The sequence below is a fragment of the Sphingomonas sp. IC081 genome, from assembly GCF_006874585.1.
Lineage (GTDB): Bacteria > Pseudomonadota > Alphaproteobacteria > Sphingomonadales > Sphingomonadaceae > Novosphingobium.
In genome coordinates this window covers 42,926-56,102 of sequence record NZ_CP029762.1, presented here as the reverse complement: position 1 = coordinate 56,102, position 13,177 = coordinate 42,926, and the positions used below count along the sequence as shown (strand labels likewise).

The 13,177-nt window shown below is 69.1% G+C and carries 9 protein-coding genes; 6 read left to right on the top strand and 3 right to left on the bottom strand.

Annotated elements, in window-relative coordinates; genetic code table 11:
• Window positions 1–78: 78 nt before the first annotated feature.
• From DM450_RS18765 to DM450_RS18750, 4 genes are all read left to right on the top strand, one after another.
• Window positions 79–642 carry an RNA polymerase sigma factor gene (locus DM450_RS18765; RefSeq protein WP_142638181.1) on the top strand — a complete coding sequence of 188 codons (564 nt, stop codon included), beginning with the start codon at window positions 79–81 and terminating at the stop codon, window positions 640–642.
• An 84-nt stretch (window positions 643–726) separates the two neighbouring features.
• Entirely contained in the window at window positions 727–1,707 is a 981-nt protein-coding gene (locus tag DM450_RS18760; RefSeq protein WP_142638179.1) for a FecR family protein, read from the top strand.
• A 92-nt stretch (window positions 1,708–1,799) separates the two neighbouring features.
• Window positions 1,800–4,481, top strand: coding sequence for a TonB-dependent receptor (locus DM450_RS18755; RefSeq protein ID WP_221889500.1), 2,682 nt, complete (start codon window positions 1,800–1,802; stop codon window positions 4,479–4,481).
• 17 nt (window positions 4,482–4,498) lie between these two features.
• Complete coding sequence (locus DM450_RS18750; protein ID WP_185928820.1) at window positions 4,499–5,839, top strand: aminotransferase class V-fold PLP-dependent enzyme; 1,341 nt, start codon at window positions 4,499–4,501, stop codon at window positions 5,837–5,839.
• Here the strand turns inward: DM450_RS18750 and DM450_RS18745 are convergent.
• Entirely contained in the window at window positions 5,811–6,869 is a 1,059-nt protein-coding gene (locus DM450_RS18745; protein WP_142638177.1) for a PepSY domain-containing protein, read from the bottom strand. The genes DM450_RS18750 and DM450_RS18745 overlap by 29 nt on opposite strands.
• The gene (locus DM450_RS18740; protein WP_142638175.1) at window positions 6,869–9,022 is read right to left on the bottom strand and encodes a TonB-dependent receptor; all 2,154 of its coding nucleotides are present in this window, start codon (window positions 9,020–9,022) and stop codon (window positions 6,869–6,871) included. Before DM450_RS18740 ends, DM450_RS18745 begins: the two co-directional genes overlap by 1 nt.
• 176 nt (window positions 9,023–9,198) lie before the next feature.
• Here DM450_RS18740 and DM450_RS18735 point away from each other — a divergent pair, with 176 nt between their 5' ends.
• Window positions 9,199–9,846, top strand: coding sequence for a DsbA family protein (locus DM450_RS18735; RefSeq protein ID WP_142638173.1), 648 nt, complete (start codon window positions 9,199–9,201; stop codon window positions 9,844–9,846).
• Here the strand turns inward: DM450_RS18735 and DM450_RS18730 are convergent.
• Entirely contained in the window at window positions 9,837–10,334 is a 498-nt protein-coding gene (locus DM450_RS18730) for a hypothetical protein (RefSeq protein WP_142638171.1), read from the bottom strand. The two genes, DM450_RS18735 and DM450_RS18730, sit on opposite strands and share 10 nt — an antisense overlap.
• Window positions 10,335–10,727: 393 nt before the next feature.
• Between DM450_RS18730 and bglX the strand changes: the two genes are divergently transcribed.
• On the top strand, window positions 10,728–13,046 hold the full coding sequence (gene bglX / locus DM450_RS18725; protein ID WP_142638169.1) for a beta-glucosidase BglX: 2,319 nt from the start codon (window positions 10,728–10,730) through the stop codon (window positions 13,044–13,046).
• Window positions 13,047–13,177: the final 131 nt, after the last annotated feature.

Sequence of the window (13,177 nt, the reverse complement as noted above, 5' to 3'; positions counted from 1 at the left end):
CAACCGTCCCACCGTCATCGATCTGACACCGGCAGGCCATAGGAGAGCCGCCGTCCCGCAAGCTTCACCGGTTCTCCCGTGCCTGTCATTCGCCCGATCGACATCTGGTTCGCCGATGAGGTGCTTCCCCACGAAGGCCGCTTCCTCGCCGCCGCACTGCGCATCTGCGGCGCGCGCGAGGAGGCCGAGGACCTTGTGCAGGAGGCATTCGCCCGGCTCTTCACGCTGGACGGCTGGGCCGCCATCGACAATCCCCGCGCCTACGTGATCCGCATGCTGCGCCATATCGCCATCGAGCGGATGCGCCGCCAGCGCATCGTCGATTTCCGGCAGCTCGCCGACGTCGATCACCTCGCCCTCGCCGACGACACGCCGGACCAGCACCGCATCATCGCGGGACGCGACGGGCTGCGCCGGGTGGCGGAGCTGATCGCCGGCCTGCCGGAACGCTGCCGCACCGTCTTTGTCCGCCGCCGGATCGAGGGGGAATCCTCGCGGGCGATCGCGCGGGATCTCGGCATCAGCCTGTCGACGTACGAAAAGCGGCTGGCCCGCGCCATCGAACTGCTCTCCCGCGCCCGTCTCGACGCGGAGGCGGAACCGCCCGGTGCCGGCGAAGCCCAGGCGCGGCGCCAGCGGTAAAAAATAAATCGGCCGCGGACTTGGCGGGTTTGCACGCGCCGCTCGTCTTCTGTTCCGGCCTTTGAACTTACCGCATCCGGAACCATGAGCATCTTCGACGAGAAACGGCATCGGCGCCGCAAGGCGACCGGCGAAGCGGCGGTCTGGCTCGCCCGCCATGAGGCCGGCACGATCGATGAAGCGGCTTTCGAGACATGGCGCGGCGCCGCGCCCGGCAATGCCATCGCCTTCGCCCGCGCGCTCTCGGTCTGGCGGGCAGCCGCACCGGACCGCGCCGGGGCCGCCGATGTCCATGCCCCCACACATGCCCCCGCACACGGCACCGCACCGGCTCAAGGCCTGTCGCGGCGCCGGGCGCTGGCCGCGTTCGGCGGCATCGGCCTCGCCGGATTGCTGGCCGCCGGCGGCGTCACCACGCGGGCCTATGCCTGGCAAAGCGCTCGCTCCGATGTCGGGCAAAGCAAGCGCCTGATCCTGCCCGATGGCAGCCACGCCATGCTGAACACCGACAGCCAGCTGCAATGGCGGTTTTCCGAGAGCGAACGCAGCCTGTGGATCCTGCGCGGCGAAGTGGCGCTGGACTTGCGGGCCGGTGTTGCCGCCCGCGTCCACGGCGACGGCCAGGTCGCCCTGCTCTCGGCCGGGCGCTTCAACGTCCGCATCCAGCCCGAGGCGATGGACGTCACCGTGCTCGCCGGCCGGGCCTTGGCGGGGAGCGGGCAAAGCACTATCGATGCGCCCGGCCAGGTCGCCGCCGCCAACGAGGGGCTGCTGCTCTCCGCCGCCCGGCCCACCGTCCGCCCCGCCAGCCCGCAGCGCCTGGCGGCAACGCTGGCCTGGCAGCAGGGCGAGATCGTGTTCGACAACCAGCCGCTGCAGACCGCCGTGCAGGAGTACAACCGCTACCTCACGGGCAAGATCCTGATCGCCGATCCCGAACTGACCGGCATCCCGGTCGGCGGGCGCTTCACCTCGACCGATCCGGCCGCGTTCCTCTCCGCGCTCGATCTGGGCCTCGGCATCCGCGCCACCCCCAGCGGCGGCGGCTTCGTGCTGACACGCTGAAAAATTTCGGCGCCGCTTGGCGGTTCGGCCCGGCCGGATCGTCTGGAAAGGCAGAGGCGCCGGTCGGCGCCTGTCAAAGGGGTCGTTCATCCATGTCCGCACGGTTTCGCCGCGCGCCGCTTTTCGCGGCGTTGCTTGCCACGTCTGCTGTCTGCGCCGCATCCGCCACCTTCGCGGCGCCTGCCATGGCTGCCGAGCAGCCTGCCTTCGCCATTCCCGCCCAGCCGCTGTCGAGCGCGCTGACGCTGTTTGCCCGCCAGGCCAAAGTGCAGATCTTCTTCCCCAGCGCCACCATCGCCGCCCAGCGCGCGCCCGCGCTCAATGGCCGGATGCCGCGCCAGCTTGCGCTGTCCCGCCTGATTGCCGGCAGCGGCCTTGCGGTGAAAAAGGACGACGGCAGGACCGTGATCCTCGGCCTCGAGGACGACCGTTCCGAGCCCGCCCCGCGCGGCGGCCGCAGCACCCTTCCCGCCGAGGAAGACGCCTCCGACATCATCGTCACCGGCACCCGCGCGCAGGCACAGACGGTGTTCACCGCGCTCTCCCCGGTCGACACGCTGTCCCAGGAGCAGGTCAGGGCCACCGTGACCGCCCGCCTCGACGAGAAGCTCACGCAGCTTGTCCCCGCCTTCATCGTCCAGAAGCTGCCCGCCTCCGACGGCCCGGAATTCATCCGCCCCGCCTCGCTCAACAACCTCTCGCCCGACATGACGCTGGTGATGGTCAACGGCAAGCGCTTCCACCGCTCCTCGTTCCTCAACAGTGGCGCCCAGGCAACCGACCTGGCGCAGATCCCCTCCTTCGCGATCGGCCATGTCGAAGTGCTGCGCGACGGCGCCTCGGCCCAGTACGGATCGGACGCGATTGCCGGTGTCATCAACGTCATGTTCGACACCAAGCCGGGCTTTTCCGCCTATGCGCAAGGCTCGCAGTACTACAAGGGCGACGGCGGGCAGGTGCAGCTGGGCGGCCGCGCGGGCTTTGCCCTGCCCGGCGGCGGCCACTTCGTGGTGACCGGCGAATTTGCCGACACCAACCCGACCTCGCGCAGCCAGCAGCGCCAGGACGCCATCGATTTCGCGAATTCCACCGGCATCGCCGTGAAGGCCCCGGTCCAGCGCTGGGGCAATCCGCAGCTCCAGACGATCAAGTTCGCCGCCGACGCCGCCGAGCCGATCGGCGAGGACATGGAAATCTACGGCTTCGGCACGTTCGGCAAGGGCAAGGGCTGGTCCGACATCAACTGGCGCAACCCGGCGACCACCACGTCGGTCTACAAACAGACCGCCGCCTTCCCCGGCTTCGACGTCAACGCCATCTATCCCGCCGGTTTCACCCCCAGCGAAGGCGTGCGCTATACCGATTTCCAGACCGTGGGCGGGCTTCGCGGCGGCAAGGGCGGCGACTTCCACTGGGATCTTTCCGCCTCGCTGGGGCAGAACGCCACCGCCTTCTACCTGCACAATTCGATCAATGCCTCGCTCGGGCCGGACAGCCCGCTGGACTTCTACCTCGGCCGCAACATCCAGCGCGAGTTCAACCTCAATGCGGACGGCGTCTACACGCTTTCCCTGCCGGTCTTCGCCAGCCCGGTGACGGTGGCCTTCGGTGCCGAGCGCCGGGTGGAGACCTACACGATCCGCGCCGGTGACAAAGCCTCCTATGCCGTCGGCGCCGGCGCGGCTTATGGCCTGGCCGCCGGTTCCAACGGCTTTCCCGGCTTCTCCGACCTTCAGGCGGGCTCGTGGAGCCAGACCAGCTACGCCGGCTATCTCGACGTGACGGTGCCGGTGACCCGCGCGTGGAGCGTCGAGGCGGCGCTGCGCGACGAGGACTATTCGAGCTTCGGCAACAGCTTCAACTACAAGGTCTCGACCCGCTACGAGATCACCCCGGCACTGGCCGTTCGGGGGTCCTATTCGACCGGGTTCAAGGCGCCGACCCCGGCCCAGCTCCATTCGACCAGCACCTCGCAGGGTCTCGATACCACCACGCTGCTGCTCTACACCACCGGCCGCCTCTCTCCGCTCAACCCGGTTGCGCAGTATTTCGGCGCCACCGCGCTGAAGCCGGAGACCTCCAAGACCGCCACGGCGGGCTTTGTCTGGCGCACCGGCATGGGCCTGTCCGGCTCGATCGACGCCTACCAGATCAGGGTCGATAACCGCTTCAGCGTCTCGCCCAGCCATGTCCTGACCGATGCGATCAAGGCCGACCTCATCGCCCAGGGCATCAGCCAGGCGGCGGACTATCGCACGATCACCTTCTTCACCAACGACTACGACACCCGTTCGCGCGGGGTCGACTTCGTGGTCTCGTACAAGCACCCGGTCGGCCCCGGCACGCTCGATGCCACGGCCTCCTACAGCTATACCCAGACCCGGGTCGTCTCGAGCCGGATCGCCCAGAGCGACACTACCCGCGTGAAGTACCAGAACGGCCTGCCCGAACACAACGCGGTGGGCACGATCACCTACACGCTGGGCAAGGTCTCGCTGATGGGCCGCCTGCGCTATTACGGCGGCTGGACGGATTCGAGCGGCAACTCCACCGGCGACATCTTCCAGGACTTCGGCGGCATCGCCTTCGTGGATGCGGGCGTGACCTATGCGCTGCGCCCCGGCCTGTCGATGCGGGTCGGCGCGGAAAACCTGTTCAACACCTACCCCGCCAAGGCGACGTTCCAGGCCAGCCGCGGCCTCGTCTATTCGCGCAACGCCCCTTACGACACCAATGGCGGCAACTACTACGCCCGCCTCGACGTGGCGTTCTGATGGAAGGAAGCGAAGCCATGGCCCAGCGGCGGCCCGCGCAGTTCGATCGCCGTGCATGGATGACCGGCGCCATGGCCTCGGGCCTGCTGTCCGGCACCCTGGCCTCCGCAGATGCGGGGCCGGGAAATGGGCCGGGAAATGGGCCGATCGGGGCCGCGCTGCGCCGCGCGGTCCCGGCGGCCCCGCAGGACAGCGCCTACTGGGCCCAGGTGGCGGCCCAGTTCGACGTGACGCACGACATCGTCCAGCTGGAGAACGGCAACTGGGGATCGATGGCGCGGCCGGTCGCGCAGGCCCATGCCCGCAGGCTCGCCCGGGTCAACGCCGAGAATTCCTACTACGCGCGGCGCGGCTTCTGGCAGGACATCCTGCCGGTCCGCGCCCGCGCCGCCGCCATGCTCGGCGTCTTGCCCGAGGAGATCGCCTTCACCCGCGGGGCGACGGAAGCGCTGCAGACCCTGATCGCCGGCTACAACCGCCTGCGCCCCGGGGACCAGGTGCTCTGCTGCGACCTCGACTACGACAGCACCCAGGCCGCCTTCCGCTGGCTCAGGCAGCGGCGCGGCGCCGATCTGGTGACCGTCGCCATGCCCGAACCGGCCAGCCATCAGGGACTGATCGATGCCTATGCGGCGGCGCTGGAGGCCCACCCCAGGGTGCGGCTGATGCTGCTCACCCATGTCGGCCACCGCACCGGGCTGGTGATGCCGGTCAAGGAGATCATCGCCCTTGCCCGTTCGCGCGGGGTCGACGTGATCCTCGATTCCGCCCATGCTTGGGGGCAGCTGGACTTCACCATCGGCGATCTCGGCGCCGATTTTGTCGGTCTCACCTGCCAGAAATGGATCGGCGCGCCGATGGGCGTGGGGCTTGTCTACATCCGCAAGGACAGGCTGGCCGACATCGACCCGAACATGAGCGAAACCGGCAATCCCGACCATGGCACCCTGAGCCGCGTCCATACCGGCACCGCCAGCTTCGCGGGCTATCTGGCGCTGGCCGATGCGCTGGACTTCCACGAGGCGATCGGCATCACCGCCAAGCAAGCGCGCCTGCGCCACTTGCGCGGCCTGTGGGCGGAAACCCTGCGCGATCATCCGGGCATCGAGATCCTCACCCCGTCCGATCCGCGGCTGACATCGGCGCTCACCTCGTTCCGCCTGCGCGGCCGCAACGGCGCGGACCAGAACAAGGCGCTCGCCGCCACGCTGCTGGAGCGTTTCGGCATTTTCACCGTCCAGCGCGAAGGCCTGGCAAGCGGCGCCTGTGTGCGGGTGACCCCGGCGATCTTCACCCCGGACGAGGCGGTGCACCGCCTGGTCGCGGCGCTCAGGACCCTCGCCGGACAGGCCGCCTGAACCAGAACGTCCAGACCGCCAGCGTGCCCAGCAGCGACAGCGCCAGCCCGGAAAGCGACATCACCAGCCGGAAGGCCAGCCCGCCGACCTTGGCGGCGTGCAGCGGGTAGAGCAGGTTGTAGCCCCGCACCCGCGCCGGCAGCGCGGCCGCATCGCGGGTGGCGACGATCCGGCCGCTGTCCGCCGCGAACCACACCGTGGTGCGGCCATTGGGCAGCCATTCGCCGGGACCGCGCATGCGCAAGGTGATGAGGCCGCTCTCACCGCGCGGCAGCGACAGGCTGCGCACTTCGGCATCGGGAAACCGCGCGCGCGCCTGCACGATCATCGCCGCCCAGTCCAGGTCGGCGCCGAGGCTGCGCATGGGCACCTTGGGCGCGGCCAGCCGCCGGTCGATCTCCTGCGGGGCGCCGGGGCCCAGCAGCACCGCCGACAGCGGCCGGAACACCAGCACCGCCCCCGTCACCAGCGAGAGCGCCAAGAGCGGGGCGACAACGATGCCGAGATCGCGGTGGTGGCGCACGATGGCGGGCCGCGTCATGCGCGCGGGCCAGAGCCGCCACTCGAACGTGCGGCGCGTGCGCCACCACAGCACCGTCCCGCTCACCACGAAGAACAGCCCGCAGAGCCCGGCAATGCCGATCACCGTCTCGCCCGCATCCCCGGCAAAAAGGTGCTGGTGCAAGTCGGAGAGCCAGAGTTCGGGCCGCTGCCACTGGCTGTCCCAGCGCGCCACGGGATCCCCGGCCTGGGTCACGTAGGCCCCGCCCCCGTCCGCAAAGGCCAGCCGGTCGAGCCCGAAATCCGCCCCCGCATACGTGATCGCGCGAGGCTGCGGCCCATCGCCCTGCATCAGGCGCTGGGTCGTGCGCGCCAGCACCGCGGTGTCCTGGACCTGCACGTCACCGGCATTGGGCAGCATGACCCAGGCATCGCGGTGGAGCAGGATCGTGCCGGTAAGGCCCAGGAGGGCCAGCAGGAGGCCGATCAGGCCCCCTGTCCAGCGGTGCAGGCTGTCGAGCAGCTTCATCAGAAGCGGTAGTCCCAGCTCATCGTGAAGTTGCGCCCGCGGCCGGCAAAGAAGTGGGCATTGTCGGTCGGGCGCACGGTCTGGGTATAGTAGTCGATGTAGAACCGGTCGAAGATGTTCTGCGCCGCCAGCGTCAGCGCGCCGAAACCGGTCTCGTAGCGCAGGCTGAGGTCGGTCACGTTGTAGCCGTCGAAGCTGTAGGTGTCGTTCCAGTTGCCGGGCGAACGCTCGAACTTGCGCGAGAGGAAGAACTGCGTCTGCACCCGCGCCGAGACCGGGCCGTGCCGGTAGCTGGCGGCCAGGTTCAGGCGGTCGGGCGAGATGTTGGCGCCGTCGAGATCGCGGTCGACCTTGAACACGTCGTCATCCGAACCGTCGGTGCGGCCGATCAGGTGCGCGTAGCCCGCCGAAAGCACGAGGCCGGGCACCGGCGTCTGCGCCGAGAGGTTGAACTCCAGCCCCTGGATCTCGACGCGCTGGCGCTGCACCTCGAAGACCCCGCCGGTCTGCACCAGCAGCGAGCCGTTCTTGCTGGTCGACCAGAAATAGGCGGCGCTGGCGTCGATGGGCCCGCGCTTGACCTCGACGCCGACCTCGCGGTTGTTCGAGACGATCGGCGCGATGTTGACGTAGTTGTCGATCTCCACGCCCGGCTTGTTCACCGCGCGGGCGATGCGGCCGACGTCGGGCACGGTGTAGCCCTCGGCGTAGCTCGCATAGGCACGGATGCCTTTGAACGGCTCGACGATCACCCCGCCGTTGAGCAGGGTATCGCTGAAGCGCGGGGTGCCGCCGGTCACGTCGAAACCGCCGCCGTAGCTGGCCAGCGTGTGATAGTCGGCGATCGTGATGCGCACGTCCTCGTGGCGCAGGCCCCCGGCAAGACGCAGCCGGTCGCCCAGCAGCGCCAGGTTGAACTGCGCGAACGGCGCGAGGCTGCGATAGTCGGCCGGCGGCACCCAGACGCGGTCGGTGGCGATCAGGCGCTGCTCGGTCTTGTCGTAGAGCAGGTCGATGCCGACGGTGGCCGTCAGCGCCTCGAAGCCGGGGATCTTGCGTTCGTAGGAGAACTTGCCGCCATACTTGCGGCTGCGGTTCTGCGACTGGTCGAACAGCGTGCCGATCGGCGCAAGCGCGGCATCCTGGAACGTGGCGATCGGGGCGATCTCGCCGCCGTAGGTATCGCGCGACCGGTTGAAGAAGGCCTGCGCCATCAGGTTGCCGCCCCAAAGGTCGCTGTCGGTATACGTCAGCGCCGCGCTTTCGGTGCGGTTGGTGGCGGGCACACCCGGCGGGGTGCCGCGCACCGAAGTGGTCGGCAGGTTCTTCGTGTAATCGCCGTTGGCGGCCACGTAGTCGCCATCGCCCTTGAGCTCGAAGCGATTGACCATGAGGTCGAGCCGCGCGCTGTCCGACACCGCATAGCCGAACCGGCCGAATACCGACCAGGAGCGGCTGTCCTGCGTCTCGCCCTGGGTAAGGTCGGTGCCGATACGCTCGCCGTGCCCGTCGTAAAACACGCCGCGCTTCTCGAAGGCGCCGCCGACGGTGGCATCGAAACGCCCCTCGCGCCAGCCGATCAGGCCGGCGACCTTGCCGCCGATGCCATCGCCGTGGAAACCGGTATCGGCATTGCCCTGGACCAGCACGCGGCCGGAGATGCCGTCCTGCCGGGGCGGGCCGACGGTGACCTGGTTGACGATGCCGCCGGTGCCGCCGATCCCCTGCAGGGCGTTCGACCCGTAGATCACCTCGACCCGGTCGACAAAGAAGGGATCGATGGTGAAACCGTCGCGCGCGCCGTCGCGCAAGGGGGCCGTCTGCGGAATGCCGTTGATCGCATAGAGCGGCGAGCGGCCGCGCAGCGTCTCGCCCGCGCCCGAAAGCTTCTGGCGCGTCGGCGAGAACGAGGGGGTCAGGGCCGAGACCGCATCGACAACCGACCCGCCGATGGCGACCTGCTGGTTCAGCGACTGGTTGTCGATCACGTCGACGGTGAGCGGAAGCGCGTTCACCGGCAGCGCCGTGCGCGCCGCGGTCACGACGATCGCTTCATCCGGATCGGCTTGCGCACCGGAGACTTGCGCGAAGGCCGGAACGCTGCCCGCCAGCATGGGCAGGACCAGCAAGGAACGTCGAAATGTGAACAGCATGGCTTCCCTCATGTTTGGAAGGCCCTGTAACATTTTGCGACTTTGTTGCAAGGGATTCGCATTATCGCATTGCAGCAGACATAACCGGCGGGCATTCGGGGCTTGCAGTCCGGCCCGATCTGGCCCAGCGCCGCGCACACGTCTTCGTTTGGAATTTCAGGATGATGAAAATGAACATGGGACGGCGCCTTGCCGCTGTGGCGATCGGGATCGCGGCGCTGTCCGGGCTCGCATGGAGCCCCGCGCCGGTCCAGGCCGCCGAGACGGCCATGGCCTCCCCCCAGGAACGCGCCCGCATGAAGGACGCGCTGGCCAACGATCCCGGCGTGCCCAGCCTCGCCCCGCAAGGCTACGATGTCACCATCGTCGTGTTCTCGGACTACCAGTGCCCCTATTGCCGCAAGTTCCACGCCGACCTCAAGCAACTGACCGCCAGCGACCGCAAGCTGCGCGTGGTCTACCGCGACTGGCCGATCTTCGGCGCCGCCTCGCGCGAGGCGGCGCGCGTGGCCATGGCCTCGCGGTATCAGGGCAGGCACGCCGCCTTTAACGACGCGCTGATGGCCGGGCCTGTCAAGCTCGATCCGGCGGCGATCCGCCAGGCCGCCACGCGCGCGAAAGTGGACTGGGCGCGCCTGCAGGCGGATCTTGCCCGCCACGGCGGCGAGATCGACGCCGCCCTGCAAAGGACCGCCCGCCTCGCCGATACGCTGGGCCTTTCGGGCACGCCCTCGCTGGTCATCGGCGATTACCTGATCCCCGGCGCCATCGACGGCGCCACGCTGCGCAGCGTGGTGGCGAAATCGCGCCCCGCTCAGAAATAGATGTCGACGTAGTCGGTCAGATCGTCGCACCACTCGAATTCGCGCAGCCGGTAATAGCGGCGGTTCTGGGTCACGGCAAAACGCCAGGTCTTGTCCGCCGAGCAGGCGCGACCGGGATCGGGCGTGTTGGTGATGCTGATCCGGCCCTGGAACGTGAAGTAGTCAGCGCCGATCTCGGTGATGGTCCCGTCGAGCGCCAGCAGTCCGGGGCCGTTGGCATCGGCCTGGCGCCCATGCAGCTTCCACACCCCGCCTTCCCGGCTGACCATCAGTGCGCCGCGATGGTCCCAATCGATCCACTGGAGCGTCAGCCCCTTGTTCGCCAGCAGGCGCCGCGCGCCCTCCTGGTCGAGAATGCGGGTCGCAGCGCGCGCGACCGGCCCGCTGGTGCGGTCCTGCGCAGCGGCAGCCAGGGACGATCCGCCGGGCGCAAGACCGGCCAATGCCAGTGCCAGCAGCAGCGCCCCACCCCTGATCTGCGGCCTCATGCCTGCCACGCTCCTGCCCATCCCTTTCCTGCCATCCCTTGCCTGCCATCCTTGCCTGTCCGGTCCGGCGCCCTGTCGGCGCCGCCGTCCAAACTCTGCACCAACGAGGGGCGTCCCGCAAACTATGGGGGCGCAAACCAAGAAGGCGCCGTTCGAAATGATCGAACGAGGCCCGGCGTGAAAGCGGCTCCGAAATTGGCCCTTGTGATTTAACGATAAATCACCCAATCCCGCGCGCAAGCAGGAACTGGAGCGGGTGAGTGGCGCAAACGGCGAGGCTGGACGGGGGTAAAGGACCGGCGGCGATCGGCGCGCCCTCTTTCTGCCGCGCGGCGGAAGCTTTACTCCCCTTGTTCGACCTTCCTCCTCCCCAATGACCGACAGGGATCCGCAATGACTTCGAAAAGCAAGTTCCGCCGCAAGGCCCTTACCGGCGCTGCCCTGGCAGCCACGCTGGCCGCATCCGGCCCGGCCATGGCGCAAGGCAAGGCGGCAGCCTCGGCCCCGCCCAGCGAGGAAGCGGTGCGCGCCCGCGCCGATGCCCTGATCGCGCAGATGACCCCGGAGGAGAAGGCCGGGCAGATCACCCAGTATTTCGACTTCACCGATTCCCCGGACGAGGCCCGGCGCGTCACCGACGAGATGGCCGCCGGCCGGGCCGGTTCGCTGCTCTTCGTGCACGACCCCGCCGAACTCAACCGCCTGCAGCACATCGCCGTCGAGAAGACCCGGCTCAAGATCCCGCTGCTGTTCGGCTTTGACGTGATCCACGGCCTGCGCACGATCATGCCGGTGCCGATCGCGGTGGCCGCCAGCTGGGATCCGCAAGTGGCGGAGGACGGCCAGGCGGTCGCCGCCGCCGAAGCCCGCGCCGCCGGCCTGCACTGGGCCTTCGCGCCGATGGTCGACATCGCCCGCGATCCGCGCTGGGGCCGCATTGTCGAGGGGGCGGGCGAAGACCCCTATCTCGGCAGCGCCATGGCCGCCGCGCAAGTGCGCGGCTTCCAGGGCGCCTATATCGGCAGCGCCGGCCGCATCATCGCCGGCCCCAAACACTTCGCCGGTTACGGCGCCTCGATCGGCGGGCGCGACTATGACGAGGTCAACCTGTCCGACAGCGAGCTGTGGAACGTCTACCTCAAGCCCTTCAAGGCCGCCGTCGATGCCGGGGCGGGCAATATCATGAGCGCCTACATGGGCGTCAACGGCGTGCCCGCCACCGGCAACCGCTGGCTGCTGACCGACGTGCTGCGCAAGACCTGGGGCTTCAAGGGCTTTGTCGTCACCGACGCGGGCGCCGCCTTCGACCTCAAGACCCATGGCTTTGCCGCCAGCACCGAGGATGCGGGCGTGCGCGCGCTGAGCGCGGGCGTGGACATGGAAATGGCGCCGCCGTTCGGCCAGTCCGCGTTCAGGACGCTGCCGCAATCGCTGGCGGCAGGCAGGATCACCGCGGCCCAGCTCGACGACGCGGTGCGCCACGTGCTCGAAGCCAAGATCCGCATGGGCCTTTTCGAGAAGCCCTACGTCGACCTCAAGCAGGCGGCCCGCGTGCTGGCCGACCCTGCCCACCGCGAGGTCGCACGCGTCGCGGCCGAGCGCAGCGCCGTGCTGCTGCGCAATGAGGGCGCCGCGCTGCCGCTCAGCCGCAGCGCGCTCAAGTCGATCGCGGTGATCGGCCCGCTTGCCGATTCCGCGCGCGACACCGTGGGCCCCTGGGTGTTCGACCAGGACGACAAGGAAACCGTCACCGTGCTCGCCGGCATCAAGGCCGAACTGGGCAGCGGCGTGAAGGTCTCCTATTCGCCGGGCGTGACCCTGCCCGCACGCGTCAACAAGTCGATCTTCCAGTCGGACGAGGAGTTCGCCGCCGGCAAGGCCCGGAACGTCGACGACACGCCCGAGATCGCCCGCGCCGTGGCGCTGGCGAAGGATGCCGATGTCGCCGTGATGGTGCTGGGCGAAGGCCAGATCATGATCGGCGAGAATGCCTCGCGCTCCTCGCTCGACCTGCCGGGGCGCCAGCAGGAACTGCTCGACGCGGTGATCGCCACCGGCAAGCCGGTCGTTGTCCTGCTGATGAGCGCGCGCCCGCTCGACCTCAAGGGCGCCCGGCCGGCGGCGCTCATGGACATCTGGTATCCCGGCACCCGGGGCGGCACGGCGGTGGCCAACCTGCTGTTCGGCAAGGTCTCGCCCGGCGGCAAGCTGCCCTACAACTGGCCGCGCGACATCGGCCAGCTGCCGCTGCCCTATGCGCACCTCACCACCCACCAGCCCAAGACGGTGGAGGAGCGCTACTGGAACGAGCCCAACACGCCGCTCTATCCCTTCGGCTACGGCCTGTCCTATTCGACTTTCGCGTTTTCCAACCTCAGGCTGGACAAGACCCGGGTCGCGCGCGGCGAGGCGGTGCCGGTCTCGGTCGAGGTGCGCAACACCGGCAGCCGCAAGGCCGACGAAGTGGCGCAGCTCTACATCCACCAGCGCTACGGCACCGCCGCGCGCCCGGTGCGTGAGCTCAAGGGCTTCGAACGCGTGACGCTGGAGCCGGGCCAGACCCGCACCGTGCACTTCACGCTGCGCCCCGAGGACCTCAGCTACTGGGCGGCCTCGACCCGCGCCTTCGTGCAGGATGCCAGCACGTTCGACGTCTACGTCGGCGACAGTTCTACCGCCGCGCTCAGCGCCAGCTTCGAAGTGGCCGACTGACGCCTGCCCCGCTCCCCCACCCGCGCGCGCAGGAAACTGGTGATGGGCGGGTGGGGGGCGGGTGGGGGAGCCGAATGCACGGGTTACGGCAAACAACGGCAGTCCCCGTCGCACAGAACAGGTGCCCACCG

Coding starts and splice junctions, on each gene's coding strand:
- DM450_RS18760 (WP_142638179.1), top strand. CDS start 727: ATGAGCATCTTCGACGAGAAACGGCATCGGCGCCGCAAGGCGACCGGC.
- DM450_RS18755 (WP_221889500.1), top strand. CDS start 1,800: ATGTCCGCACGGTTTCGCCGCGCGCCGCTTTTCGCGGCGTTGCTTGCC.
- DM450_RS18750 (WP_185928820.1), top strand. CDS start 4,499: ATGGCCCAGCGGCGGCCCGCGCAGTTCGATCGCCGTGCATGGATGACC.
- DM450_RS18745 (WP_142638177.1), bottom strand. CDS start 6,869: ATGAAGCTGCTCGACAGCCTGCACCGCTGGACAGGGGGCCTGATCGGC.
- DM450_RS18740 (WP_142638175.1), bottom strand. CDS start 9,022: ATGCTGTTCACATTTCGACGTTCCTTGCTGGTCCTGCCCATGCTGGCG.
- DM450_RS18735 (WP_142638173.1), top strand. CDS start 9,199: ATGGGACGGCGCCTTGCCGCTGTGGCGATCGGGATCGCGGCGCTGTCC.
- DM450_RS18730 (WP_142638171.1), bottom strand. CDS start 10,334: ATGAGGCCGCAGATCAGGGGTGGGGCGCTGCTGCTGGCACTGGCATTG.
- bglX (WP_142638169.1), top strand. CDS start 10,728: ATGACTTCGAAAAGCAAGTTCCGCCGCAAGGCCCTTACCGGCGCTGCC.